Below are 22,976 nucleotides of genomic sequence, written 5' to 3' on the forward strand. Positions count from 1 at the left end.
ATGACGGTGGATCAATGCGATTCGGCCGTTCATTGCGAGCCGGTCAACGACCGTAGTTGGCCAATGCTTGTCGGCACCCCTGATGTTTCGCTTAGTTCGCAGGCGCCGCCGTAAGCGGTTCTAGCCCGGTCCTCGCAATCGCCGGCGCCGCGTCCGGCGACGACAGAAACCGGATCAGCGCCTCTGCGCCGGCTGGATTCTTCGCAGTACTGGCGATGCCCCCGGAGAACACCGTGTAGCTTTGTACTTCCGCGGGCAAACTGCCGACCACCGTCACCCCCTTCACCGGCAACAGCTCCACGACCTGCTGAAGCCCGAGCTCCGCTTCGCCGTTCGCGACGACAATGGCGACTCGCTCGTCCGCAACCATGCGGCTCTTGCTTTTTACGAGCTCCTCAATGCCAAGACGCGCAAACAGTTCGCTGCCGATATAGACGCCACTCGCGCTGTCCGGATAGACGATTGACTTCGCTGCGAGCAGCGTGCGGCGCAATGCGTCGGCAGAGCTGATGTCCGGTTTCGGCGCCCCCTCGCGAACCACCATGCCGATTGGCGAGCGTGCGAGGTCCACCTTGCTGCCAGGCACCACCGTGCCGGCGTTGATCTGATCGTCGAGCGCATAGCTGACCACAATCAGCACGTCGGCCCACTCGCCACGCGCAAGCCGCACGGGGATGGCATTCAAGGCCGTGCCCACCGCGGGCCCCCAGATGGTGACCAGCGTGTCGCCGGTCGCTTCCTCGAATTGCGGGCCCAGTTCGCGATACGCCGGCGCATACCAGCCCGAAATCATGACCTTGACTTCGCCTGCCAATGCCGCGCTTTGGCTCAGTAACGCGAGCGTCACGCAGAACGCGAGTGCGCGAACCCTCAACTTGTGGATAGTCACGGCTCCGCCTCATCTCAATCGGCTGACCTGGCCCTGAAATGCATCTAGTCCGGATGCCAGTTATCACTTTAACCGGCCGTGCGGCCTTGCAGTAGTCGTCCGCACGTTTCGGTTTGCGCAACCTGCTTTCGCATAGCCGGCCGACTCAATCGACGGTGCGCGGTAACGTCGGACGGAATGCCATTCCAGGAGTCCGCATCATGACCGGTCCCTCGTCGATCAGCCGTCCCACCACTTCTCCGGTGACGAACACGACTTCGACATCGTCGACGAGCGCGGACACGAAAACGTCTTCTACGGCCGCTGCGCACGCCGGGCCCAAAGCCGATGCGGCGCTCGATGGACTGGCCTCGAAGAGTGAGGGCGGCGGCGCGAAGCGCGCTTCGTTTGCGGCGTCGAAATCGGCGGACAACACATCGAGCGCATCGCCGTCGAAGCCCAGCCCGCTCGGCAAGCTGGGTCAGATCGCATCCGAAGCGTTCAAGGACACGACCGGATTGGCGCAGGCCGCCGAGAACGCGTTCAGCGGTCTGATGCAGCTCGAACAGGCGCGCACCAATGCGTTGGCCGAGCTGATGAAGAACGGTGCGAAGAATATCGAAGAAGCATCGAAGGGTTGAGCGTCAGCTCACGCCCGCAGCCACCTATATTCCCCCGACGCGATCCCGTCGAACATCTCGTCGTTCGATTCGACGATGTTCTGCCGCCAGTAACGGCCATGCTCGGCGTAGTGCGCGAGCAAATCGGCGAGCGACTCGCCGGAGAGGTCGCTGTCGAACGGCAGTCGCAGCACCAGCACGATGCCGCCGGTATCGGTGTCGATGCCCAGTTGCGCCTGGTCCTGCGCGTAGATCAGCAAGTTCGCTTCGAGCATCAGGCGGAACACGACCAGCGTGCGGCCCGCCGTCACCGTGCCGAAGTGGAAGTTCGCGTACATCGCGTCGAGGTCGCGCTCGAAGTAGTCGAGGCGCACGTCGAAGCCCTCGACTTCGATCGAACGCGTGCTCAGCACGTGCTCGACGTCGGCGAGTCCGACAGTCGCGCAAAGCTCCGTGATCAGATGGGTATAGCGCTCGCTGCTCATGCTCGGGCTTTTGTTGACGCAAGAACGTTGGCTTAGGCGCATGCGGTGAATCCGCGCCGACGCGAACACACGCGCGCATGCTGCATGCCGAAGAAAATGCGACCGGCCCCGGCCTCTTCTTGCATTGAAGCCGGTGCCGGCCGCGCCGCTTGCCGTTGCCGCCGGCGAGCGGCAGGTGCTTTGCGCGCTTAGCTGCCGCGCGAAGCGTCCTTCACGTTGCTCGCGCCGCTCTTCGCGATGTTCGCAACCGACGCGTACATGCTTTGCTCGACTTGCATCTGCGCGCTCGCTTGCGTCATCTGGTCCATCTCGTTCGTGAGACCCGCCATCTTCGCCATTGCTGCACCTGAAGTCATATCGATCTCCAATCGGGGGTTGATGAAATTTGGCCTCTTGCGAGACCTGCCGCTTCGCCGGCCGTCAGGGTGAAATAGCCGCCAAAAGAGCCTCGTGGTCCGGCGGCGGCGCGCGGTTGTCTCGCGTACCGCACACCGAGTGCCGCCCGCGCGTTACACGCGCGACGCAGCCTGTTGTTCCTGAAGGCGGACGATCACGCGCGACGCCGCGAGAAAACCGCGATACAGCTTCGCCAGATCGTTGCGGGCGGTTTCGTTCGCGCCTTGCGTTTCGCTGATCTTCTGCGCGGTGGCATCGAGCGCCGCGCGGATCGCGTCGACGCGCGCGGCGCCGTGCGGATCGGCGAGCGTCTTTTGCAGATCGTTGAAATCCTTCGCGTAGGGTTCGAGTTGCTCGTACATGGTCATCTCCTCTTCGTATGGCGGGTAGGGGATTGCTCGGTTCGGGGTGCGTCAGGTGGCTTAACCTTTCGCGGACTAGCCGCCGGCGCGCGCGCCGGGCGGCAGCGTCGCCGGGTTGGGGAGCGGCACGCCGTCGTCGATGCCGGCGCTGCGGCTGACCGTGGCGCGGTCGGTGCTCGCGGCGTTGGCGGCGGCTGCGGTCGTTTTCGAGGCGGCGCTCGTATTCGCGTTTGCGCTGGACGTGCCGGATGTGCCTGATGTGCCCGACGCACCGCTCGCATCCGCCGCCCCGCTCGCAGCGGCATCGGACGCAGCCGCCGGCGGGTCGACCACGTAGATGTGTTTGACGCCATCGGGCGTCTGCGCATAGCGCACGTCGTCCGACGAGATCATTTCCGAGTAGGTCGACGCGGCGCCCCCGGGCGGCGTATCCGCGCTCGACGTCGCTTCCGTCGCCTGCACGGCGATGGTCTTGACGTTCGCGTCGAGGTCGGCGCGCACGCGTGCGAGCGCGCTGTCGAGATCGGCGCGGCTCGACACTTTGCCCGTCACGGCGAACGCCCCGCCGCCGAGATAGCTGACGTGCGCGCCCGCGACGCCGAGCGAATCTTCGATGCTGCGCGCGTCGTCCTGCGCGATGTCGTAGTTGCGCGTGATGCCGGTCGGCGAGATGCGGTCGAGCAGCGTGCGCACGGCCTGGTCTTCGGCGCGGCTCGGGAGCATGCCCGTCACGACGACGGTGCCGCCCAGCGCCTGCGCGTGCAAGCCGCTCACGTGCGCGGCGGCGAGCGCCTCGGTCACGCGTTGCGCGCGGTCGTCGGCATTGCGCGGGAGCGCGGCGCGGCTCATTTGCATCGTCGTCAGAAGCGAGCCGGCGACGATCAGCGCGCCGACGGCGAAGCAGACCGCCACCGCGCCCACGTAGCGTTTGCGCTTCTTGCGCTCCTCGGCGACGCGCGCTTCGGCGGGCCGCGTGAGCAAGGTCGACAGCAGGTCGAGGTCGGACGGCCAGGTGGCGTCGGCGGGGCCGACGCACAGGATCGTCTCGTCGAACTGCATCGGCACGAAGTCGACGAGCAGCACCACTTCGTCGCCTTCGTGCTGCGCACTCGGTGCGTCCGTCTCCCCTTCCGCCGCGGCCGGCACCGTTTCCGGCGTTGCGGGCGCGGCTGCGCGCTGCGCGCTCACGACGCCGCTCGCATCGACGTGCAAGCGCGCATCCGTGCCGCGCCAGTCGGTGAGGCGGATGTCGGCGTCGTCGTCGGCGCCGATGCGATGCGTGCCGGGCGCAAGTTGCAATTGCGCTCCCGCATGCACGCCCGTCAGTATGCGCAGCAGTTTCATCGTGCTCGTCGAAAGTGGAAGGGAAGGCTCGCCGGCGAGCGGTGCTTCTCGTGCGGCTTTACCAGTTTGCTTACTGTAGGCGTTCGATCGATGGCGTTTCTGTGAGGATGCGAAGGCGGCGCGTGGCATGCGAAGCCTTGGGCCTCGCCGATAGCGGCCCTAGCGGCGCGGGCTGCCGGAGAACGCGCTGCGCGGCGCGAGCGCGGATTGCGGCGCGCCGGCGTGGCCGGAAACGTCCGATGAGGTCGACTCGCCGCTGGACGTCACGCCCGAACCGGCGCCCGCCGCCGCGGCCGCTGCGCGGCCGAGCACGCCGCCGCGCAGCGTGAAGAGCGTATCGATCGCGCGCGTGCGTTGCGGCGCCGTCGACGGCCGATCGCCCTGCAGCCATAGCAGCGGAAACAGCAGATTGAAGCGCTGCACGCGCTCGGGCGGCGGCAGACGGGCCACGCCGCCGCTTTGGCCCTCCGTGCGCCGCTCGCGCAGCGACGCGAGCCCGGCCGCGGGCAACGGGCCGATGCGCTGCTGCACCGAGAGCAAATCGATCGACTGTTCGAACACTTGCGTATCGAGCGGCATCTGCGGATTTGCCGCGAGCTTGTCGAGCAGCGCGAGCATGTCGCCGCACCATGCGTCGCGCACCGCCGCGCCGCGCGCGCCTTCCTGCCCCGGCTCCGAATACTGCGCGGCGACGGCGTCGAGACGCCCCACCGGCGGGGGGACGACCGCGCCGCTCGCGCGCGCCTTGACGGACGGCACGGCGGCGGCCGCATGGTCGTCCGAATGATCGTCGTGCGATTGCCCGCCGCCGCGTCCGCCGCCGTCGCGCGTGACGCGCTGATGCTCGGCGTGCTGCGTGTCGGCTTCGTCGGGGCCGTCGTCCTGCATCGATGCGCCGTTCCTGCGCTGCTTCTTCGCGGCCTGACGCTTGCGCGCGAGCTGGTCGGCCATCCGCTTCGCGCGGATCGAACCAACCGACGGCCCGCTTTGCCCGCTGTTGCCATACGTGAAGTTGGTGGTGCCGCGATAGAGCGCCGCGAACTGCGCGCCGTTGCGCGCGCCTTGCGCGTTTGCGCTCTTTTGCTGGGCCTGGGCGGTCCGTTGCGCGTTGGCGGCGGCGGTATCGCCTGCGGTGTGCGAGATGCGGCTCATGTCAGTGCTCGCCGGTCGGCCTCAGAGCGGCACGGCCGCCTGCATGATTTCGTTCGCGAAGTGCAGGACGGCCGCGCACGAGAACGGCGCGGCGATCACGAGCGCGACTGTCACCGCGATCAGCTTGACCGCATGCGAGAGCGTCTGATCCTGCATCGACGTGATCGCCTGCAGGAACGACACGCCGAGCCCGACCACCGCCGCGACGATCACGATCGGCAGCGATACGGTCAGGCACAGCAGCATGCCTTGCGTGGTGAAGCGAACCAGCGTATCGACATCCATCGCAACGTTCCCCCGTTATTTGTAGGTCATCACGAGGCCGTGGATCAGCGTCGACCAGCCGTCCATCACGACGAACAGCAGCAGCTTGAACGGAATCGCGACGTTGGTCGGCGTGACCTGGTTGAGGCCCATCGCGAGCAGCACGTTCGCGATGATCAGGTCGACGACGATGAACGCGACGTAGAGCAGAAAGCCGATCTTGAACGCGTCGGTGAGCTCGGTCAGCGTGAAGGCGGGCGCGAGCACGATCAGGTCGTCTTCCTTCAGTTCGCTCGCTTGCTCCTTCGGCCACACGACCGACGCCGAGCGCAGGAAGAAGCGCTTCTCGCGCTCCTGCGTGTGCTTCACCAGGAACGCACGGAACGGCTCGCGCGCCGCGCCGAACGCCTGGATCAGCGCCTGCGACGGCTGCGAGGCGAGCTGCTGGCCTTCGAGCGTCTTGCCGGCCTGCATGCCGATCGGCGCCATCACGTAGATCGAGACGAGCACCGCGATGCCGTTGAGCACCATGTTCGGCGGCACCTGCTGCACGCCGAGCGCGTTGCGCAGCAGCCCGAGCACCACGACGATCTTCGCGTACGACGTCACCACCATCGCGACGAACGGCAACAGGCTGATCGCGACGACGACGAGCAGCAGCCCGGTAATGTCATTGAACTGGACCATGCCTGTGCGCCATGCGGATGATGCGGATGCCGAGGTGTTCGCCGACCGTGACGAGTTCGCCATAGCCGATGGTCTGTCCGTGCGCGACGAGCTTGAGCTGCGCTTCGGCGACGGGTACGGGCAATTCGACGACGTAGCCCGGGCCGAGCGCCGAGAGCTGCGCGAGCGGCAGCGCGACGGTGTCGATCTCGAACTGCACCGGGAGTTCGAGTTCGCCGACGTGGATGGGGTACCCGTCGCCGGCCGCGCCATCGGACGCTCCGCCGGGGTCTCCGGATTGATCGGTGGCGAGCCCGGTGTCGGCGCTCACCGGGTCCAGCTCTTCGGACATGTTCGGCTCCTTGACGATGACGAGCGAGTGCCCGTCGATTTCCACCGCGGCGTAAAGACGTGTGAGACCGGGCGTCCCCCACGCGGCGACGGCGTGCGGCCGCGCTTCCGAGGCAGCCCCGGCGCTCGACAGCAGCGTGGCGTCGAATGACGAAAAGACGCCGCGCAGCAGCACGTCGCCGGGTTCGAGTGCGGCGAGCGTGTCGACCGCGATCGCCTTCGTGCCGACGATCAGGCGGCCGGGCACGAGCAGTGCGGGCTGCCAGGCTTGCCATGCGCTGCGCGTGGCCGCGGCGGCAGCGGCAGCGGCAGCGGCAGGGCCGGCGCGCAGCAGGGCGTCGAGCGCGTCGTAGCACGGCGGCTCGGCGAGCAGCGTGAAGGCGTGGCGGCGCGCTCGATGCGTGAAAGACAGCGCGACGAATGGCGCAACCGACGGCTCTGCGTGCTTGGCGCGTTGCAGGTCGCGCTGGGGTTCGGCGAGGGCGAGGCGCCGGCGCTGTACTGAGACGACGCGCGGGTCCTTGAAGCCGAAGCGGGCGAGGTGTTCGAGCAACGGTTCGAGCAGCACGCCGGCCACGGCATTGCGCAAGGCGATATCGGCGGACGTCATGCTCGCGGCCGGCTGCGGCACATATCCGTTGCCCGCGGACGCCGCAGGCGCGTTCCTTTCGGGCCACGCGGCAATCGCGAGCGACGGATACGCGTCCAAGTCGAGCGCGAGATGAAACGTGCTGCGGCTCGTGCCCGTGGGCATGGCGATCGACAGTTCGACCACGCCTGGGTCCGCTGCGTCGGGCGTCGACAGTTGGCCCCCGCGCGCTTCGATGAGATCGGCGCGCAGGTCTTCGATGCCGAGCGTGGCGTGCGCGAGCGCCGCAAGCCGCGTATCGCCGATCGTTCGCGCGACACGTGCCGCAGTGCGGTCGACGGCGCGAGGACGCAACGGCACGACCAAACGCGCCAGCTGCGCGAGCGGCTCGGTGCGTGCTTCGTCTGCGGTCGTCGGTTCGGCGATCGGATAGATCATGCGTCAGGGTCTGCTTGCGTTGCTCACCAGACGGTGAGTTCGATATCGCGCGCTTCGCCCCACGCTCGCAGCATGGTGTCGAGTTCCCGCTCGAGCAAAGCACTATGTTCCAAGAGTAATTGCTTGGTCGCGATATCCGGCGTGTCGAACCGAAGCTGGAGACTGAAACGCGAAAGCGTCAGATAAAGCGTCGTGTGCGGCAGCAGCTTCGGATCGAGCGGCAACTGCACTTCCCAATTGCCCGCTTCGGCAATCGACGGGTCGCCGCAGAAGCCGCCGATCTCGCGTGCGAGCGAGCCGAGCAATTGCAGAAAGCGTTGCTGTTGCTGATAGACGGCCGAGACGACCGGCGCTGCCGCGTGGGTGACGCGGGCGCGCAGTGCTTGACGCTCGGGCGACGAAGCGGCTGCGGCTTCGCTCGTGGCGTCGGTTTGCGCGCTGGATTCCGGCTCGCTGTCCCAGATCGCGATGCCGTTCGAAGCGGCATTGTCCGCGCCGGGCGACGCAGCGCCGGCGGACCCATCGTCCTCGTCGTGCGAAGCGTCCGCGGCGTGCGGGTTCGGGCCGCCGCCGCTTTGCGCGTCGGCGTCGCTCGTCAGGCGGTGTGGCGCACGGCGGCGTCCGAGCAGCGACGCGTAGTCGAATTTGCGTCCGCGTGAACGCGCGTTCGAGGCGGCGTCGGCTTGCGCGTCGGCGTCGCTCTCGTTCGGGATGATGCGCAGATGGCGCGAAACGATGTGCGTCATGGCGTCGACGAGCCTCAGATCGACACGCGGCCAAGCGGCCGCAGTTCGACGTGCTCGCCCAGCTCCTGATACGAATAGACGGCGAGCCAGCCGAGCCGCGCTTCGATCATCCGCCGCACGTAGCGGCGAATATCCATCGACGTGACGAGCGCGACGCCCTCGCGCGGCGACGCGCCGACGAACGACTGGATCTTGTCGATCAGGAGCGTCGACTCGTCGGGCGGCAGCGCGAGGAAGTTGCCGGTGGGCGTCTGCTTGATCGCCTGCCGGATGTGCTGCTCGACGGGCATGTCGAACAGCACCGCCGAGAGCGTGCGCTCGCCGCGCGCGGCCCGATGCGCGAGAAAGCGCGAGAGGTCGCCGCGCACGTACTCCGTGAGCATGAGCATGTCCTTCTCTTTCGGGCCCCAGGTGATGAGGCTTTCCATGATCGTGCGGACGTTGCGGATCGAGATCTGCTCTTCGAGCAAACGGCGCAGCACGTCGGCGATCCGCTGCGGCGGCAGCACCTTCTGCACTTCGGCGACGAGGCCCGGGTAGTCGCTCGCCAATTGATCGAGAATCCACTGCACTTCCTGAATGCCGAGAAAGAGCGGGGCGTGCTGGCGCATCAGCGAGACCGACGCGTGTGCGATCACCTGTTCGGCGCGCCATACGGGCGTTTTGGCGGGCACGGCGCGCTCTTCGAGCCAGTGCGTCGGGGCGCCGCTTGCGTCGATCGATGCCCCCGCTTCGCTTTGCGCGATGAGCGCGGCCAGCGCGTCGGCTTCTTCGCTCGATGGCGCCGCGCCGTTCGCGCCCGCAAGGGTGGCGCGAGAGGCCGCCGTCAAGGGCACCATCGCCTTCCCCACCGGCAATTCGAACGACCGCTGCGGCACGTCATGCACGAGGATCTCGCAGGTCGCCGGCGGCAGCGCGCCGTGCGTCCACATCGTGATGCCCGGAAACGGCAAGCCGAGTTCTTCCTGCAGGCGCGCGCGCTCGGCTTCGAACGACTTGTCGAGCGCGGGCATCGTGAGCCGTGCGACGAGGTCCGGCGCGATGCGCACGCCGAGCGGGCACGCGAACTGCGGCGCGCGCGTGAGAATGGCCGGTACTTCGACCTTCGCGCCCGAGCGCTGCATCGCGTGCAGCGATTCGCGCTCGTGGCTTTGCTGCTGCGGCTTGTTGACGTTCAAGCGATACGCGGCGAAGGCGAGCGCGGCGGAGAGCAGCACGAACAGCGCGGCCGGAAAGCCGGGCACCGCGGCGAAGCCGAGCAGCAGCACCGCCGCGAAGTAAAGCGCGCGCGAGCTCGAGCCGAGCTGGCGGCCGATCTCGTCGCCGAGCGAACCCTGCTTGGCCTGCCGTTCATCGGAAACGCGCGTGATCATCACGCCGGCCGCGACCGAGAGCAGCAGCGACGGAATCTGCGACACCATCGCATCGCCGATCGACAGAATCGAAAAGCGGTTCGCGGCGTCGCCCGCGCTCATGCCGTGATACGCGACGCCCACCGCGATACCGGCGACGATGTTGATCGCCGTGATGATGAGGCCCGCGATCGCATCGCCTTTGACGAACTTCATCGCGCCGTCCATGCTGCCGTGCAGCTGGCTTTCGACCGCGAGCGTCGCGCGCTTCTTCTTGGCTTCTTCGGCGGTGAGCAGATTCGCGCGCAAGTCGGCGTCGATGCTCATCTGCTTGCCGGGCAGCGCATCGAGCGTGAAGCGCGCGCCGACTTCGGCCACGCGCTCCGAGCCCTTCGCGATCACGATGAACTGCACCGTCGTGATGATCACGAACACCACGAGCCCGACGACGAGATTGCCGCCCACCACGAGCTTGCCGAAGCTCTCGATGATGTTGCCGGCCTCGGCGTGCAGCAGGATCGATTTGGTCGAGGCGATGTTCAGCGACAGCCGGTACAACGTGGTGAACAACAGCAGCGAGGGAAACGCCGACAGCGACACCGCGTTGGGCACATACATCGTCACCATCAGGAGCGTCACGCTGATGGTGATGTTGATGCTGAGCAGGATATCGATGAGCCAGGGCGGCAGCGGCAGGATCATCAGCGAGATGATCGCGACGATCAGCGCGGCGATCCCGAATTCGCCGCCGGCGGGCAGTTTCAGCGTCTTGAGCATGGGGGTCCTGGGCAGCGGATGTCAGTGAAGCGTCGGAGGCGCGGCGCTGTCGTTGCCGCTGCCGTGCTCGAGCTGTGGTTGTGGCGAGGCAGCATCGCGCCGCGCGCCGATCGCATCGACCCAGCGCAGGATCGCGGCCACCGTCTCGAACAGCTCCTCGGGAATCGGCTGATCGACGCCGACTTTGTAGAGCGCGCGCGCCACGGGCGGATTGCCGATGATCGGCACGCCCGCGTCGCGCGCGGCGCGCCGCAGTTGCGCCGCGCTTTCGTCCATGCCTTTCGCGATCACGCGCGGCAGCGGGTGCTCGTCGGGCGCGTAGCGCACCGCGACCGCGTAGTGCGTCGGGTTCACCACCATCATGTTCGCGAGCCCGACCTTCGCGGGCGGCGGCGCGGTGGCGAGCTCGCGCGCGAGACGCTTGCGCTCGCCCTTGATGTGCGGGTCGCCTTCCTGGTTCTTGTGCTCGCGCTTCACTTCGTCCTTCGACATCTTCATCTTCTTCAGGAACATGAAGCTCTGCAGCTTGACGTCGGCGGCGCCCGCGAGGACGAACACGGCGGCGGCCACCATGAAAAGCTTGAGCAGCATTTCCCAGAACATCTTCGCGAGCTCAGGCAGCGGCTGATAGAGCGAGCCGACGATCAGCGGAAACAGCCACTTGATCGTCACCCACATCACGCTGAACACGATCACCGCTTTGACGATCATCTTCGCCATGTCGATCAGCGTCTTGATCGAGAAGATGCGCTTCAAGCCGGCCATCGGGCTCACGGCTTTCGGGTCCGGCGTGACCGGTTTGGTTGCGATCTGAAAGCCGACTTGGCCGATCGACGCCGCAATCGCCGCGAGCGCGGCGGCGCACACGCACGGCACGACCACCGACAGTGCGACGCCGCCGAGCTTGTAGAGCTGCGTGTTCATGTTCGTCAACGAATGGTCGCCGTCGACGAAGCCCGTGGCGATGTTCACCACCTCGCGCATGGCATCGCTGAATTGGCTCGCGCCGCCGATCAACAGCAGCATCACCGCCGACATCGAGATCGCGTCGACGAGATCGCTGCTCCTCGACACCTGGCCTTCCTTGCGGGCGTCGCGCAGCTTTTTGTCTGTTGGCTCTTCGGTCTTGTCGTCGCTCATGCGTCGGCTCGGTGGTATCGGGTGGTATCGCTCGCCTGACGATAGCGCTCGCGCGCAGCGCTTGCGCCCGATGAGGCGAAGCCGCCGCGCGCGGCGCGAAGCGCTCGGCCGCTTCGCATCCGTTGCGCTCGCTTCGCATCGCGCGGCTCGCGCCCTCATGCCGGTTGCTATGGTTCAGCCATCTCATCGTGGCCCGCCGCGTGCTCAACCGTGCGGCGCGGCCGCGTCCACCGTCTCATCGAGGAGCCCATCGAGATGACCGCCAGCACGCCGGAATACCTGAATTGCAGCCCCGATCTCGTCGGCGGCTTGATCGAAACCGTGTCGACTGCCTTGCTCGGCACGTTCCCGAAGGTGCAAGCCGATCCATACGACATCGAGCTCGTGCTCGACGCGCTGCGCGTGCTGCGCCCGCGCGTCGCCGAGATCGACACGCTCGACGGCATCCTGCACATGGTGCGCGGCCACTGGGACGACGCGATCCACGTGCTGCGCCAGGTCGGCGAGAACGTGCCGCGCTTCGGCTACGCGAAGGCGCTGCTCGCGTTCTGCCTCTCGGCGAAGGGCGACCCGGACTGGAAGCAGTGCGCGGCCGAAGCGATGGAGATCAATCCGAACCGCGACACGAAGCAGCTCGTGGCTGCGCTCGAAGCGCGCGAAGACCTGCTCAACGCGATGCGCGCGGCGCGCAGCAGCGGCAAGTTCGTGACGCCGCCGTCGTGCGACAAGCTCGCGGAATTCGACGTGCCGGCGGACGAGGCCGAAGAGGCCGCGCCGGTTCCGGCTGCCGCGGCTCCGTCGCCCGCGGCGGCGGCCGCGCCAATGCCGATGGGCACGTTCCTGCGCGCGTAACGCGCCGCTCTCGCCGTCTCGAAGCTCAAGGAGCCGCTCATGACCGATCCCGTCAGCACATCCGCATCCGCCCTGCAGTCCTCGCTCGAACAGCTCTCGCAGGGCGCGGCGAACCCGGCGGAAACACCGGCGCAGCTCGCCGACAAGTTCCAGTCCCTGATGCAGAAAGCGCCGATGGCCGCGCCCGCGGCGCCGCCCGACGACGGCACGGCGGTCGCGTCGAAGCTCGTCGCCTCGCAGGACGCCGAGCTGCAGCACACGGTCAACGACGCGCTCGATCTCGCCCAGCAAGCGCCCACGCTGACGATGAACGAGATGACCGCGCAGACCATCCACATGACGCTCGAACTCGCGAGTACGCAGCTCGATCTCGAAGCGAAGATGGGCGTGGTGGATTCGTCGAAGTCCGCCATCGAAACGCTGATGAAGAATCAATGACGCACGTTGCCGTGCTGCGCGCCGTGCCGCGATACCGCATGAGGCTTACCGATGCTTGACCGACGCCTGTCGATCCGCCGCGGCCGCGGCCCCTTGCTGTGCGCGCTCGTGCTTTGCGTGCTGCTCGCCGGCTGCAAGAAGGAGCTGTACGGCAACCTGTCCGAGCAGGACGTCAACGAGATGCTCGTCGCGCTTCTGGAGCGCGGCGTAGACGCGTCGAAGGATTCGCCCGACGGCGGCAAGACCTGGTCGCTCGACGTCGACGACGGCCAAATGGTGCGCGCGATGCAGGTGCTGCGCGCGCGGGGCCTGCCGCACAACAAGTTCGACGATCTCGGCGACCTCTTCAAGAAGGACGGCCTCGTCTCCACGCCCACGGAAGAGCGCGTGCGCTTCGTCTACGGGATGCAGCAGGAGCTGTCGTCGACGCTCTCGAAGATCGACGGCGTGCTCGTCGCGCGCGTGCAGATCGTGCTGCCCAACAACGATCCGCTCGCGCAGACGATCAAGCCTTCGTCGGCGGCGGTGTTCATCAAGTACCGGCCCGATTCCGACATCGGCGCGCTCGTGCCGCAGATCAAGACGCTCGTCATGCACAGCGTCGAAGGGCTCACCTACGACCAGGTCAGCGTGACGGCGGTCCCGGCCGATCCCCTCGAACTGACGCAACTGGCGCCTGCGCGCGGCATTCCGGCCTGGCTTTATGGCGTGTTTGCGGGCGTGGCGCTGCTGGTCGGCACGGCGCTCTATGTGCTGGCGCGGCGCGGCATGCTGGCTGTTCATCTGAAGCCTTCGGCAGGCGGCGACGAGGCGCCCGGCGGCAAGCTCGGCGCGCTGCTCGCGCGCTTGCGGCGCGTGCGCACCGCGGGCTGATCACCGGTGCTAGAACGATGAACGCGCCTGCCGATCTGCCGTTCATGCGCGCGGCCGCGGCGCTCAACGCGTATGGACGCAACGTGGCGCAGGCGGTGCGCTGGGTCGACCCGTCGTGGTGCGCGGCGCTGCTCGGCGCCGACGCCGCGCAGCTGGCGCATTGGCGGGCTGCGGTTTCGCGCGCGGGAGAGTCCGTGCTCGAAGCGTGCTCGCAGGCGCTGGTGCGCGCGGCCGGCGTGCAGCCGCCCGCGCTCGATGTGCTCATGCAACCGGCGCTGCGTCCGGCCGCCGGCGCTTTTCAGAACGTTGCGCAGAACGTCTCGGCAAGGCCGAACGCCGCGCTGCTCGACGTGCTGCCCGCCGCCACCGGCTTGCAAGTGCTGCGCATGCGCGCGCTGTCGTTCCGCCGAGCGGAAGTGCGGCGCTTGATCGATAAGCGCACACGCTCGCAGCTTTCCGAATGGACGGGCGTCGGAGTCGATCAGCTGACGCAGGACGCTCATAGTGCCGATGCGCCCGATATCGCGTTGCTTGCGGCGCGCGCCGCGATGCCGCCGCTGACGGCGCTCGATGCCAATGTGCTCGCCGTGGAGGGTTGCGCGCTGCTGCTGCGCGATCTCGGCGCGGCGCAGGAGGCATTCGCTGCGCCAGTCGCGCAAGCGGCGAACACGGCGGTGAACACGGCGGTGAACACGGCGGTGAACACGGCGGCGACCCGCTTGCCGTTCCCGCTGTTGCGCCTCGCACTGCCGCGCGTGCTGCCGACGCCCGTATGGCTTGCCGCCGTGCCCGACACGACCGACGCGCTCGGCACTGCCCGGCTCTTTGCGCGCTTGTCCGAATTGCTACCGGAGTCCGCATGGTTATTTGGTTGAGAGGCGCGCGCTCGGCCACGGGCGAAAACTACGCAAGCGACGCGGGCGATGCGAGCGCCGCGATTGCGCGCATCGGCGCGGCCAACGACGTGATTCCGCGCGAGACCTTCGGCGCGATGATGTCGATCGATCAGGCGTACGCGGCGCTGGCCGAGGAACGCGACGCGATCCTCGCCGCCGCGCGCGAAGAAGCCGAGCGCATCGCCGAAGCGGGCCGCGAGCAAGCGGCGCAGATCGTCGAAGCGGCGCAGCAGGAATACGACGCGGCCCGCGAGAGCGGCTATCGCGACGGCTGCGATCGCGCGCTCTCCGACTGGATGGAGCGCCTCGCCGACATCGCCAACGCGCAGAACCAATTGCAGGTCCGCATGCGCGAGCGGCTCGCGGGCATCGTGTCGTCGGCGGTCGAGCAGATCGTGCGCGTCGAGCGCCCCGAGGCGCTGTTCGAGCGCGCGCTCGCGACCGTCGACCGGATCGTCGACGGCGCGACCTATCTGCGCGTGGCGGTCCATCCCGGCGACTACGACGAAGCGAAGGCCGCCTTCGACCGCCTCGCCGTACGCTGGCGCGAGCTGGGCCAACGCATTCCGCTTTCCGTCGTCGCCGACAAGCGGCTCGACCCAGGCAGCTGCTTCTGCGAGTCGGACTTCGGCACCATCGACGCGGGCCTCGACACGCAATTGCGCGCCATGAAGAACGCGGTATCGCGCGCGCTGAAGCGCTCGGTCGAAGAGGCGCAGACGCCGGACGCCAACGCGGACCTCAGCCCCGACCCCAGCCCCGACCCCAGCACCACCGAGGCCCCCATATGAGCGCTCCCTGGCTCGCCCAAACCGCCGACTTCGACCGCCTCACCGACGAGATCGAACGCGAGCTGCTCGCGGTGCCGAACGTCGCGCGAGCGGGGAAGGTGCTCGAAGTGATCGGCACGCTGATCAAGGTCGCCGGCCTCGACGTGTCGCTCGGCGAGCTGTGCGAGTTGCGCGGGCCGAACGGCGCGCTCCTGCAGCACGCGGAGGTGATCGGGTTCACGCGTGACGTGGCGCTGCTTTCGCCGTTTTCGCGTTTGGAGAATGTCTCGCGCTCGACGCAAGTGATCGGGCTCGGACGACCGCTTTCCGTGAAAGTCGGCGACATGCTGCTCGGCCGCGTGATCGACAGCCTCGGCGAGCCCGTCGACGGCGGCCCGCCGATCGAATCCGACACGCTGCGCCCGATCTTCGCCGCGCCGCCCGACCCGATGAGCCGCCGCATGATCGACGCGCCGCTGCCGACGGGCGTGCGCGTGGTCGACGCGATGATGACGCTCGCCGAAGGGCAGCGCATGGGCATCTTCGCGCCGGCGGGCGTCGGCAAGAGCACGCTGCTCGGCATGTTCGCGCGCGGCGCGTCGTGCGACGTCAACGTGATCGCGCTGATCGGCGAGCGCGGACGCGAAGTGCGCGAGTTCGTCGAATTGATCCTCGGGCCGGAGGGGATGGCGCGCTCGGTGGTGGTGTGCGCGACCTCCGACCGCTCGTCGATGGAGCGCGCGAAGGCCGCCTACGTGGCGACCGCGATCGCCGAATACTTCCGCGACCGCGGCCAGCGCGTGCTGCTCATGATGGATTCGCTGACGCGCTTCGCGCGCGCCGGCCGCGAGATCGGACTCGCCGCCGGCGAGCCGCCGGCGCGGCGTGGCTTTCCGCCGTCGATTTTCGCGGAGCTGCCGCGCCTGCTCGAACGCGCGGGCATGGGCGCGACCGGCTCGATCACCGCGCTCTACACGGTGCTCGCCGAAGACGATAGCGGCAGCGATCCGATCGCCGAGGAGGTGCGCGGGATTCTCGACGGGCACATGATCCTGTCGCGCGACATCGCGGCGAAGAATCAGTACCCGGCCATCGACGTGCTCGCGAGCCTCTCGCGCGTGATGTCGCAAGTGGTGCCCGATACCTACGTGCAGGCGTCGGCGCGCATCCGCGAATTGATGGCGAAGCATCGCGAAGTGGAGATGCTGCTGCAGATCGGCGAGTATCAGGCGGGCGCGAATGCGGTCGCCGACGAAGCGATTGCGAAGGCCGATGCGATCAAGGCGTTTCTCTCGCAGCGCACGAGCGAATACGCCGCGCCGGGCGACACGGAAGCGCAGTTGTACGCACTGAGCGGGCTTGGCTGATGGCGTCGGGCGGCATGAACGCAACGGCGAAGCGCCGCATCATCGCGCTCGAACGCTCGACGGCGCGGCGGCGGCGCCTCGACGAGTCGCTGCGCGCGGCGCTCGCCGCACAGCGCGACGAGCACACGGCGCTCGAAGCGGCGCGCGACGCGAAGGCGCGGCAGGTCGAGCACGAAGCGGGCGTCTTGCAGCACTACGAGGACCGCATCGACGCGCTGATGACCGGCACCGAAGCGTTTTCGCTGAACGACCTCAACGGCTGCCGCACGTACGCCGACATCGTCGCCGAACGCCTGCGCGCGAGCGAGGCGCACCTGGCGCAAGCGGAACACGCGGTGCAGGCGAGCCTCGACGCGATCGCGAAGACGCAACGCGATATCGCGCTCAATCTCGGCCGCATCGATCTCTGCGATGACCGCGTGAGGCAGATCCACCGCCAACAGGAAGAAGCCGCCGCCATCGCGGGCGACGACGAAGCCGAAGAAATCGCGCTCGCCCGGCGCTTTCAGGATCGCAGAGCGAACGCATGAACGACATTTTCTCGGTACTGCCCGACCTCGGGAATTTTCTCGTCGGCTACGTCACGCTGACGGGCGTCTGCTCGCTGCGGCTCTTCATGGTCATGTTCATTTTTCCGCCGACCGCGGACGGCTTGCTGCAAGGCGTCGTGCGCAACGCGATCGTCGTGCTGTTCAGCTCGTACATCGCCTACGGCCAGCCGATCGCGTTCATCCAGACGCTGCGTGGCATCACGCTGATCGAAGTGGGCTTGCGCGAGGCGCTGATCGGCGTCGCGCTCGGCTATGCCGCGTCGATCGTGTTCTGGGTGGCCGAAGGCGCGGGCACCTATATCGACGACCTGACCGGCTACAACAACGTGCAGGTCATGAACCCGTCGCGCTCCGAGCAAGCGACGCCAACCGCGACGCTGCTCATGCAGATCGCCTCGGTCGCGTTCTGGGCGCTCGGCGGCATGACGTTCCTGCTCGGCACGCTGTACGAGTCGTATCACTGGTGGCCGCTGACGTCGTCCGGGCCGAGCATGTCGAACGTGCTCGAATCGTTCGTCTTGCAGCAGACCGATTCACTGATGCAGACCATCGCCAAGCTTGCCGCGCCGATGATGTTCATTCTGCTATTGATCGACTTCGGGTTTGGGTTTGCGTCGAAGTCGGCATCGAAGCTCGATTTGATGACCTTGAGCCAGCCGGTGAAGGGGGCGGTGACGGTGTTGATGCTGGCGCTCTTCGTCGGCGTGTTCGTCGATCAGGTCAAGGAGCAGATCACGCTGAGCGGGCTGACGGCGGAGATGCGGGCGTTGTCGGGGGGGCATCAAGGCAAGCCGGATTGAGCCACTCGGTCAAGCCTTGCCGCGCATTGAGCCCTAGCCTGGTGTCCCCGAAGGCCGCTTCGGCGCTCACCGACGAAATGACAAACCAAGCCGAACTATCGTAGCTTCGATAACACATCGAGCGCGAGCTGTGTCGAGCGATCCACCTGTGCGGCGTGCGCGATGCCAAGTTGACGCCATAGGGCCGGACGAAGCGGTCGCACGACCATGCGTGTGTCTTGCGCTGCGTTGGCGCCGCCTTCGTGCGGAAGCAGCGCCGCGCCGTAGCCCGCCGCAACGAGACTTCGGATCGCGTCGTTATAGTTGAGTTCGATTCGGGCAGCGGGCCGTTGTCCGTCCGCGGCGAACCATTCCGTGGTCAACCGCGAGAGCTGCGTCGTCGAATCGTTGAGGATGAGCGGCCGGCCGGACAGCCACTTCGGCGTCACGCGAGCCGGGCATGGCCATTTCGCCGGAAGGAACGCCATGACGGGATCTCGCCGCCAGGGCTTGATGACGAGGCCTGCCGTGGCTGGTTGCGGCAACGCAACCAGCCCGATATCCAGCGTCCCTTCTTTTAACCGGGTCAGCGTCTCTTGCGAGGTGAGCACAGCGATCTGAACGTCGATCGACGGATGTCGCTGCTCCAGCACTTCCAACGCCTGCGGCAACAGATGCGCAAACGCGCCGGTCGATGCGCCAAGCCGGACACGTCCCTCGAGCCCTTGAACTTGCCTCTGGATATCGTCCACTGCGAGTTCCGTATCGGCCAGAAGACGCCGCGCACGTGCGAGAAGTGTTTCGCCAATCGCCGTAGGGCGGACGTGACCTCGCTTGCGCGATAGCAGCGGGGCGCCGATACGGTCCTCCAATTCCTGAATATGAAGGCTGACGGTCGGCGGGGCCAAGTGCAGGATGCGTGCGGCTTCGGCAAAAGAGCGGTGATCGGCGATCGTCACCAACGTACGCAGACGGTCCAGGCTGATCTCTCTCATTGCCGCACCATGATTCAGAAAAGCTGAATATACGCTTTTTTAAATTCAACTTTTCGTACTTCACTCTCGGTCCGAGAATCGGGATTCGCAAGCTCACCGGGGATCGGAAATGGCAGATATCACGGAAGGTGTTCAGAGCAACAAGAACGCTCAATGGCTGGACGGTAACGCGCACATGAAATGGTGGGTCTGTATGCTTGTGCTCAACGGGCTGATGCTGACGCTGCTCGTCGTCGCAGGGCTGTATTTTGAAGCGACACCCCGTGACGTAGATCGGGCATGCTTCAAGAACAAGATGAGCGACGCGCACACCTTAGACGAGGCGTTCTTCCAGAGTCCGCCCGATCAGAACGCCATACAGCAGGCCATTCGTGCCTGTTCGCGCTGACTTAAGCCAACGCATGCCGTTGAGCTTTGGTTGAGAAATCCGCGCGCTTCTCTCCAAACCTCAATCCTCCTCAAATCCCGCCCGTTCATCAGATTAATTGAGAGTTAGCACGAGACGTTTGACTACTCTGACTCCAGCCCAAGCAGCGCGCTTCAAACGCTGCGGCGCGCACTCAAAGGAGTCGATCCATGTTCTCGATGCTGTATTTCCCCGTTGTCGCCGCACTCGCCACGCCGGCGCCGTCCGGCGAGCGGGCGCTCTCGATCCGTTTTCTCGACGCGTTGCTGGGCGGCAAGCTCGCCGCCGCAAGCCAGCAGGCTAGCCGCTGGGCCGACGAGGGCGGTGGCGACGAGGCCGCCGCCTACGGCTTGCAGTTGCACGCCGATTTGCAATTGATGCTCGGCATCGAAGTCGAGGCCGAAGAAAGCTATCGCCGCTCGCAAAAACTCATCCGCTCCTCGAAGCTGGCGATTCGCACGGCGTCCTGCCGCAACGCCGCGTGGCAGGCTTTCTTCCGGCACCGTCTCGGCACCGCGCTCGCCTGTTTCTCGCGCATTGCCGACGAATCCGAAAACGAAGCCGAGCGCGCCGCGGAGGCGCAATTCGGCATCGTCCTCGTGCTGCATGAACTCGGCCGTGCGAGCGAAGCGCTCGACGCGCTCGACGCGCTCGCCTCGCAGCTCGACAACGGCCTGACCGACCCGTTCGGCCATTGGCGCGACGTCGTCGCGACGCTGCGCTTCGAGCTGGCGGTGCAATACGAGCTGCGCAGCGCGCCCGCGTTGAGCGACCACGTCTATTGGCAATCGGGGCTCTCGACCGACCGCCTGCCGGCGGGCGCCACCACGACCGACATCACCGTCGACGGCCTCAATCGCGCGGTGCAAAGCGTGCGCTCGCCGCTCTTGCGCGCACGCATCGACTACCTGCGCCGCTTGCGGCTCGCGGCGTGCGCGGACCGCGATGCCATCGGCGGCCTGCAAGAGCATCTGCTCTGGGCGCGCGAGCAAGGTCTCGGCGACTATCAGCGCACGCTGCGCCTCGAAATCGCGCTCGCGACGCTCGCGGGCGCGGCGCCGAATCTCGCGCACTCGATGCTCGAACCGCTGCATCAGATCGGCCGCAACGGCTCGACCGGGCACCGTCAGCTCGAGTACCTCTATTGCTCCGCGAAGACGCGTCAGGCGCAGGGCCGCGCGCAGGAGTCGCTGCAACTGTATAGCCGCTATGCGCTCGTCGCGATGCAATGCCTGCGCGAGAACTCGCAGGCGCGCACGCCGTTCCTGCAGCGCGCGGCGAAGTCGTCGCCGCAGCTCGACGATGTCGGCGCGCGCCTGCCCGCCAAATATCGCCGCGCCTATAGCTATGTGCTCGACAACCTCGACCGGCGCGATTTGTCGGTGCGCGAAGTCGCCGCGGAAATCGGCGTGACGGAGCGTGCGCTGCAAAGCGCGTTCAAGAACTTCCTTGGGCTGTCGCCCACCGAGCTTATTCGCCGTCAGCGCATGGAGCGCATTCGCGCGGAGCTGACCGACAAGTCGTATGCCAGCGATCGCGGCGTGCTGGGCGCGGCGAGCAAGTGGGGCGTGCTGAACCGCTCGACGCTCGTCAACGGCTATCGCAAGCAGTTTCATGAAGCGCCGTCGGAAACGCTCGAACGCTGAGCCGCGCATTGTTCACTTCATCCATTCGCTACCTTTTCACCCACACGACACCATGAAACCGAAGAAGCTGTTCTGCGCCGCGTGGCTCGCGGCGTCCCTCATGTGCGCGGCGCTCGTTCCGGCGAACGCGGCCACGGTGCGCTGGCGCAGCTCGGCCGTGCATATCGCCGTCGAAGGCAAGGACCTCAAAGACGTGCTGCGCGACTTCACCGCGAGCCAGGGCGTGGCCGCGTCGATTGCGAGCGACGTGCAGGGCACCGTGACGGGGCACTTCGACATGTCGCCGCAACGCTTCCTCGACACGCTCGCGTCGACGTTCGGCTTCGTCTGGTTCTATGACGGCAGCGTGCTGACGATCAGCGGCGCGAACGACGTCACGCATCAAGTGATCCGGCTCGATCACGCATCGCCCGAGGATCTGCGCGCGACGCTGCGCACGATGAACATCGACGACCCGCGCTTTCCCGTGGTCTACGACGAAAACGCGGGCACGGCGCTCGTGAACGGCCCGCCGCAATACGTGCAGCTCGTGACCGAAGTGGCGCGGCGGCTCGACGACAACGCGGCCAGCAAGACGGGCTCGGTGATCCGCGTGTTCAAGCTCAAGCACGCGTGGGCCGCCGATCACAAGGTGCAGATCGACGGCAACACGATCACGGTGCCGGGTGTCGCGAACGTGCTGGCGAGCATGTATCACGCGAAGAAGGACAAGCAGAACGGCGATGCGCCGTCGACGGCGACGGCCACGCCGAACATGCAGCGCGTTCCGCCGATGAACGACGTGAACGGCAGCTCGCTCGGCGGCGGCCCGCAATTTAATCCGCCTTTGCCGGAGAACATGCCCGAAGGGCAGGGCGCGACCCTCGGCGGCCTCATCAGCGGCAGCCCGCCTTACCCGGGGGGCGGCGGCAACGTCGGCTATGCGAGCGCGTCGCCGGGCGGCTACGCGCCATCGCCCGGCGCGGTCAGCGGCGGCGACGTGGCGCTACCCGTCATTCAGCCCGATCCGACGACCAACTCGGTGCTGATCCGCGATACGCCGCAGCGCATCGCGCAATACGCGTCGCTGATCGATCAGCTCGATACACGGCCCAAGCTCATCGAAATCGAGGCGCACATCATCGAGATCGACGACAACTTCCTCAAGCAGATCGGCATCGACTGGCGCGCGCACAACAGCCACTTCGATCTGCAAACGGGCACGGGCACCTATCAGCAGAACGACTACTCGACAGGCCAGATCAATCCGAACTTCGGCACGACCACGCTGGCCGACGGCACGACGGTCGTGAGCACGACGCCGGTCGGCGCCTCGATTACGGCAGTGCTCGGCGATGCGGGGCGTTACCTGATGGCGCGCATCAACGCATCGGAGCAGACCAACAAGGCGAAGATCGATGCGTCGCCGAAAGTCGCGACGCTCGACAACGTCGAAGCCGTGATGGACAACAAGACGCAATTCTTCATACGCGTGTCGGGCTATACGTCGGCGGACCTGTACAGCGTGTCGACCGGCGTGTCGCTGCGCGTGCTGCCGATGGTCGTGCAGGAAAACGGCCAGACGAGCATCAAGCTGCAAGTCCACATCGAGGACGGCGAGGTGACCAGCCAGAAGGTCGATAACATTCCGGTGATCACGCAGAGCGACATCAATACGCAGGCGTTCGTCGGCCAGGGCGAGGGTCTCTTGATCGCGGGCTACAGCACCGACAACAACACGAACGGCGTGACCGACGTGCCGGGGCTGTCGAAGATTCCGCTCATCGGCGCGCTGTTCCGTTTCAACAGCGATTCGCGCTCGCATATGGAGCGGATCTACTTGCTGACGCCGCGGGTGCTCGATCTGTGAAGTG

25 protein-coding genes are annotated in these 22,976 nt (G+C 66.8%); 12 read left to right on the plus strand and 13 right to left on the minus strand.

Annotated elements, in window-relative coordinates; all coding sequences use genetic code 11:
- Nucleotides 1–91: 91 nt before the first annotated feature.
- Nucleotides 92–889 (minus strand): substrate-binding domain-containing protein, encoded by a 798-nt coding sequence (locus FAZ95_RS24210; RefSeq protein ID WP_137335061.1) that lies wholly within the window; start codon nt 887–889, stop codon nt 92–94.
- A 200-nt stretch (nt 890–1,089) separates the two neighbouring features.
- On the opposite strand from FAZ95_RS24210, the gene FAZ95_RS24215 reads away from it, so the two are divergent.
- Nucleotides 1,090–1,509: a hypothetical protein gene (locus tag FAZ95_RS24215; protein WP_137335062.1), complete on the plus strand. Its 420-nt coding sequence runs from the start codon at nt 1,090–1,092 to the stop codon at nt 1,507–1,509.
- Nucleotides 1,510–1,517: 8 nt separating this feature from the next.
- On the opposite strand, the gene FAZ95_RS24220 is transcribed toward FAZ95_RS24215, so the two are convergent.
- From FAZ95_RS24220 to sctU, 11 genes are all read right to left on the minus strand, one after another.
- Nucleotides 1,518–1,973 carry a CesT family type III secretion system chaperone gene (locus FAZ95_RS24220; protein WP_137335063.1) on the minus strand — a complete coding sequence of 152 codons (456 nt, stop codon included), beginning with the start codon at nt 1,971–1,973 and terminating at the stop codon, nt 1,518–1,520.
- Between the two features lie 188 nt (nt 1,974–2,161).
- The gene (locus tag FAZ95_RS39465) at nt 2,162–2,329 is read right to left on the minus strand and encodes a hypothetical protein (RefSeq protein ID WP_175425711.1); all 168 of its coding nucleotides are present in this window, start codon (nt 2,327–2,329) and stop codon (nt 2,162–2,164) included.
- Nucleotides 2,330–2,482: 153 nt separating this feature from the next.
- Complete coding sequence (locus FAZ95_RS24225) at nt 2,483–2,731, minus strand: type III secretion protein (RefSeq protein WP_175425740.1); 249 nt, start codon at nt 2,729–2,731, stop codon at nt 2,483–2,485.
- Nucleotides 2,732–2,806: 75 nt separating this feature from the next.
- Entirely contained in the window at nt 2,807–4,075 is a 1,269-nt protein-coding gene (locus tag FAZ95_RS24230; RefSeq protein ID WP_137335065.1) for a type III secretion protein, read from the minus strand.
- Nucleotides 4,076–4,234: 159 nt separating this feature from the next.
- The gene (locus tag FAZ95_RS24235) at nt 4,235–5,227 is read right to left on the minus strand and encodes a hypothetical protein (RefSeq protein WP_137335066.1); all 993 of its coding nucleotides are present in this window, start codon (nt 5,225–5,227) and stop codon (nt 4,235–4,237) included.
- Between the two features lie 21 nt (nt 5,228–5,248).
- Entirely contained in the window at nt 5,249–5,512 is a 264-nt protein-coding gene (sctS, locus tag FAZ95_RS24240) for a type III secretion system export apparatus subunit SctS (protein WP_137335067.1), read from the minus strand.
- Between the two features lie 15 nt (nt 5,513–5,527).
- Nucleotides 5,528–6,178, minus strand: coding sequence for a type III secretion system export apparatus subunit SctR (gene sctR, locus FAZ95_RS24245; RefSeq protein ID WP_137335068.1), 651 nt, complete (start codon nt 6,176–6,178; stop codon nt 5,528–5,530).
- Nucleotides 6,162–7,535 carry a type III secretion system cytoplasmic ring protein SctQ gene (gene sctQ / locus FAZ95_RS24250; RefSeq protein ID WP_137335069.1) on the minus strand — a complete coding sequence of 458 codons (1,374 nt, stop codon included), beginning with the start codon at nt 7,533–7,535 and terminating at the stop codon, nt 6,162–6,164. Before sctQ ends, sctR begins: the two co-directional genes overlap by 17 nt.
- A 23-nt stretch (nt 7,536–7,558) precedes the next feature.
- On the minus strand, nt 7,559–8,281 hold the full coding sequence (gene sctP, locus FAZ95_RS24255; RefSeq protein WP_137335070.1) for a type III secretion system protein SctP: 723 nt from the start codon (nt 8,279–8,281) through the stop codon (nt 7,559–7,561).
- A gap of 14 nt (nt 8,282–8,295) precedes the next feature.
- The gene (sctV, locus tag FAZ95_RS24260; RefSeq protein WP_137335071.1) at nt 8,296–10,410 is read right to left on the minus strand and encodes a type III secretion system export apparatus subunit SctV; all 2,115 of its coding nucleotides are present in this window, start codon (nt 10,408–10,410) and stop codon (nt 8,296–8,298) included.
- 21 nt (nt 10,411–10,431) lie between these two features.
- A complete protein-coding gene (gene sctU, locus FAZ95_RS24265) occupies nt 10,432–11,550 on the minus strand; it encodes a type III secretion system export apparatus subunit SctU (RefSeq protein ID WP_137335072.1) in 1,119 nt (372 codons plus the stop codon).
- Between the two features lie 255 nt (nt 11,551–11,805).
- Here sctU and FAZ95_RS24270 point away from each other — a divergent pair, with 255 nt between their 5' ends.
- Genes FAZ95_RS24270 through sctT form a run of 8 tightly spaced genes read left to right on the plus strand, consistent with a single transcriptional unit; the run spans nt 11,806 to nt 18,097 of the window.
- The gene (locus FAZ95_RS24270) at nt 11,806–12,402 is read left to right on the plus strand and encodes an HrpB1 family type III secretion system apparatus protein (protein WP_137335073.1); all 597 of its coding nucleotides are present in this window, start codon (nt 11,806–11,808) and stop codon (nt 12,400–12,402) included.
- A 39-nt stretch (nt 12,403–12,441) separates the two neighbouring features.
- The gene (locus FAZ95_RS24275; RefSeq protein WP_137335074.1) at nt 12,442–12,840 is read left to right on the plus strand and encodes a type III secretion protein HrpB2; all 399 of its coding nucleotides are present in this window, start codon (nt 12,442–12,444) and stop codon (nt 12,838–12,840) included.
- 51 nt (nt 12,841–12,891) lie between these two features.
- Nucleotides 12,892–13,713, plus strand: coding sequence for a type III secretion system inner membrane ring lipoprotein SctJ (gene sctJ, locus FAZ95_RS24280; protein ID WP_137335075.1), 822 nt, complete (start codon nt 12,892–12,894; stop codon nt 13,711–13,713).
- A gap of 17 nt (nt 13,714–13,730) precedes the next feature.
- Nucleotides 13,731–14,588, plus strand: a complete 858-nt coding sequence (locus FAZ95_RS24285; RefSeq protein WP_137335076.1) for a type III secretion protein HrpB4 — start codon at nt 13,731–13,733, stop codon at nt 14,586–14,588.
- The gene (gene sctL, locus FAZ95_RS24290) at nt 14,573–15,400 is read left to right on the plus strand and encodes a type III secretion system stator protein SctL (protein WP_137335077.1); all 828 of its coding nucleotides are present in this window, start codon (nt 14,573–14,575) and stop codon (nt 15,398–15,400) included. The genes FAZ95_RS24285 and sctL overlap by 16 nt, the downstream gene beginning before the upstream one ends.
- Nucleotides 15,397–16,746: a type III secretion system ATPase SctN gene (sctN, locus tag FAZ95_RS24295; protein WP_137335078.1), complete on the plus strand. Its 1,350-nt coding sequence runs from the start codon at nt 15,397–15,399 to the stop codon at nt 16,744–16,746. The genes sctL and sctN overlap by 4 nt, the downstream gene beginning before the upstream one ends.
- 14 nt (nt 16,747–16,760) lie before the next feature.
- Nucleotides 16,761–17,276, plus strand: a complete 516-nt coding sequence (locus FAZ95_RS24300; protein WP_175425741.1) for a type III secretion protein HrpB7 — start codon at nt 16,761–16,763, stop codon at nt 17,274–17,276.
- Nucleotides 17,273–18,097, plus strand: a complete 825-nt coding sequence (gene sctT / locus FAZ95_RS24305) for a type III secretion system export apparatus subunit SctT (RefSeq protein WP_137335080.1) — start codon at nt 17,273–17,275, stop codon at nt 18,095–18,097. Before FAZ95_RS24300 ends, sctT begins: the two co-directional genes overlap by 4 nt.
- 95 nt (nt 18,098–18,192) lie before the next feature.
- Here the strand turns inward: sctT and FAZ95_RS24310 are convergent, their stop codons facing one another.
- Nucleotides 18,193–19,071: a LysR family transcriptional regulator gene (locus tag FAZ95_RS24310; RefSeq protein ID WP_137335081.1), complete on the minus strand. Its 879-nt coding sequence runs from the start codon at nt 19,069–19,071 to the stop codon at nt 18,193–18,195.
- A 109-nt stretch (nt 19,072–19,180) separates the two neighbouring features.
- On the opposite strand from FAZ95_RS24310, the gene FAZ95_RS24315 reads away from it, so the two are divergent.
- The 3 genes from FAZ95_RS24315 to sctC all read left to right on the plus strand — a co-directional run bounded on the left by FAZ95_RS24315 (nt 19,181) and on the right by sctC (nt 22,972).
- A complete protein-coding gene (locus FAZ95_RS24315) occupies nt 19,181–19,459 on the plus strand; it encodes a hypothetical protein (RefSeq protein WP_137335082.1) in 279 nt (92 codons plus the stop codon).
- Nucleotides 19,460–19,647: 188 nt separating this feature from the next.
- Entirely contained in the window at nt 19,648–21,123 is a 1,476-nt protein-coding gene (locus tag FAZ95_RS24320) for a helix-turn-helix transcriptional regulator (RefSeq protein ID WP_137335083.1), read from the plus strand.
- 52 nt (nt 21,124–21,175) lie between these two features.
- Complete coding sequence (gene sctC, locus FAZ95_RS24325; protein ID WP_137335084.1) at nt 21,176–22,972, plus strand: type III secretion system outer membrane ring subunit SctC; 1,797 nt, start codon at nt 21,176–21,178, stop codon at nt 22,970–22,972.
- Nucleotides 22,973–22,976: the final 4 nt, after the last annotated feature.

The sequence above is a fragment of the Trinickia violacea genome (genome assembly GCF_005280735.1).
In the GTDB taxonomy this organism is placed as follows: Bacteria; Pseudomonadota; Gammaproteobacteria; order Burkholderiales; family Burkholderiaceae; genus Trinickia_A; species Trinickia_A violacea.

What these genes read in the sequence shown, in the direction of transcription:
- FAZ95_RS24215 (WP_137335062.1), top strand. Translation starts at nt 1,090, where the DNA reads ATGACCGGTCCCTCGTCGATCAGCCGTCCCACCACTTCTCCGGTGACG.
- FAZ95_RS24220 (WP_137335063.1), bottom strand. Translation starts at nt 1,973, where the DNA reads ATGAGCAGCGAGCGCTATACCCATCTGATCACGGAGCTTTGCGCGACT.
- FAZ95_RS39465 (WP_175425711.1), bottom strand. Translation starts at nt 2,329, where the DNA reads ATGACTTCAGGTGCAGCAATGGCGAAGATGGCGGGTCTCACGAACGAG.
- FAZ95_RS24225 (WP_175425740.1), bottom strand. Translation starts at nt 2,731, where the DNA reads ATGTACGAGCAACTCGAACCCTACGCGAAGGATTTCAACGATCTGCAA.
- FAZ95_RS24230 (WP_137335065.1), bottom strand. Translation starts at nt 4,075, where the DNA reads ATGAAACTGCTGCGCATACTGACGGGCGTGCATGCGGGAGCGCAATTG.
- FAZ95_RS24235 (WP_137335066.1), bottom strand. Translation starts at nt 5,227, where the DNA reads ATGAGCCGCATCTCGCACACCGCAGGCGATACCGCCGCCGCCAACGCG.
- sctS (WP_137335067.1), bottom strand. Translation starts at nt 5,512, where the DNA reads ATGGATGTCGATACGCTGGTTCGCTTCACCACGCAAGGCATGCTGCTG.
- sctR (WP_137335068.1), bottom strand. Translation starts at nt 6,178, where the DNA reads ATGGTCCAGTTCAATGACATTACCGGGCTGCTGCTCGTCGTCGTCGCG.
- sctQ (WP_137335069.1), bottom strand. Translation starts at nt 7,535, where the DNA reads ATGATCTATCCGATCGCCGAACCGACGACCGCAGACGAAGCACGCACC.
- sctP (WP_137335070.1), bottom strand. Translation starts at nt 8,281, where the DNA reads ATGACGCACATCGTTTCGCGCCATCTGCGCATCATCCCGAACGAGAGC.
- sctV (WP_137335071.1), bottom strand. Translation starts at nt 10,410, where the DNA reads ATGCTCAAGACGCTGAAACTGCCCGCCGGCGGCGAATTCGGGATCGCC.
- sctU (WP_137335072.1), bottom strand. Translation starts at nt 11,550, where the DNA reads ATGAGCGACGACAAGACCGAAGAGCCAACAGACAAAAAGCTGCGCGAC.
- FAZ95_RS24270 (WP_137335073.1), top strand. Translation starts at nt 11,806, where the DNA reads ATGACCGCCAGCACGCCGGAATACCTGAATTGCAGCCCCGATCTCGTC.
- FAZ95_RS24275 (WP_137335074.1), top strand. Translation starts at nt 12,442, where the DNA reads ATGACCGATCCCGTCAGCACATCCGCATCCGCCCTGCAGTCCTCGCTC.
- sctJ (WP_137335075.1), top strand. Translation starts at nt 12,892, where the DNA reads ATGCTTGACCGACGCCTGTCGATCCGCCGCGGCCGCGGCCCCTTGCTG.
- FAZ95_RS24285 (WP_137335076.1), top strand. Translation starts at nt 13,731, where the DNA reads ATGAACGCGCCTGCCGATCTGCCGTTCATGCGCGCGGCCGCGGCGCTC.
- sctL (WP_137335077.1), top strand. Translation starts at nt 14,573, where the DNA reads ATGGTTATTTGGTTGAGAGGCGCGCGCTCGGCCACGGGCGAAAACTAC.
- sctN (WP_137335078.1), top strand. Translation starts at nt 15,397, where the DNA reads ATGAGCGCTCCCTGGCTCGCCCAAACCGCCGACTTCGACCGCCTCACC.
- FAZ95_RS24300 (WP_175425741.1), top strand. Translation starts at nt 16,761, where the DNA reads ATGAACGCAACGGCGAAGCGCCGCATCATCGCGCTCGAACGCTCGACG.
- sctT (WP_137335080.1), top strand. Translation starts at nt 17,273, where the DNA reads ATGAACGACATTTTCTCGGTACTGCCCGACCTCGGGAATTTTCTCGTC.
- FAZ95_RS24310 (WP_137335081.1), bottom strand. Translation starts at nt 19,071, where the DNA reads ATGAGAGAGATCAGCCTGGACCGTCTGCGTACGTTGGTGACGATCGCC.
- FAZ95_RS24315 (WP_137335082.1), top strand. Translation starts at nt 19,181, where the DNA reads ATGGCAGATATCACGGAAGGTGTTCAGAGCAACAAGAACGCTCAATGG.
- FAZ95_RS24320 (WP_137335083.1), top strand. Translation starts at nt 19,648, where the DNA reads ATGTTCTCGATGCTGTATTTCCCCGTTGTCGCCGCACTCGCCACGCCG.
- sctC (WP_137335084.1), top strand. Translation starts at nt 21,176, where the DNA reads ATGAAACCGAAGAAGCTGTTCTGCGCCGCGTGGCTCGCGGCGTCCCTC.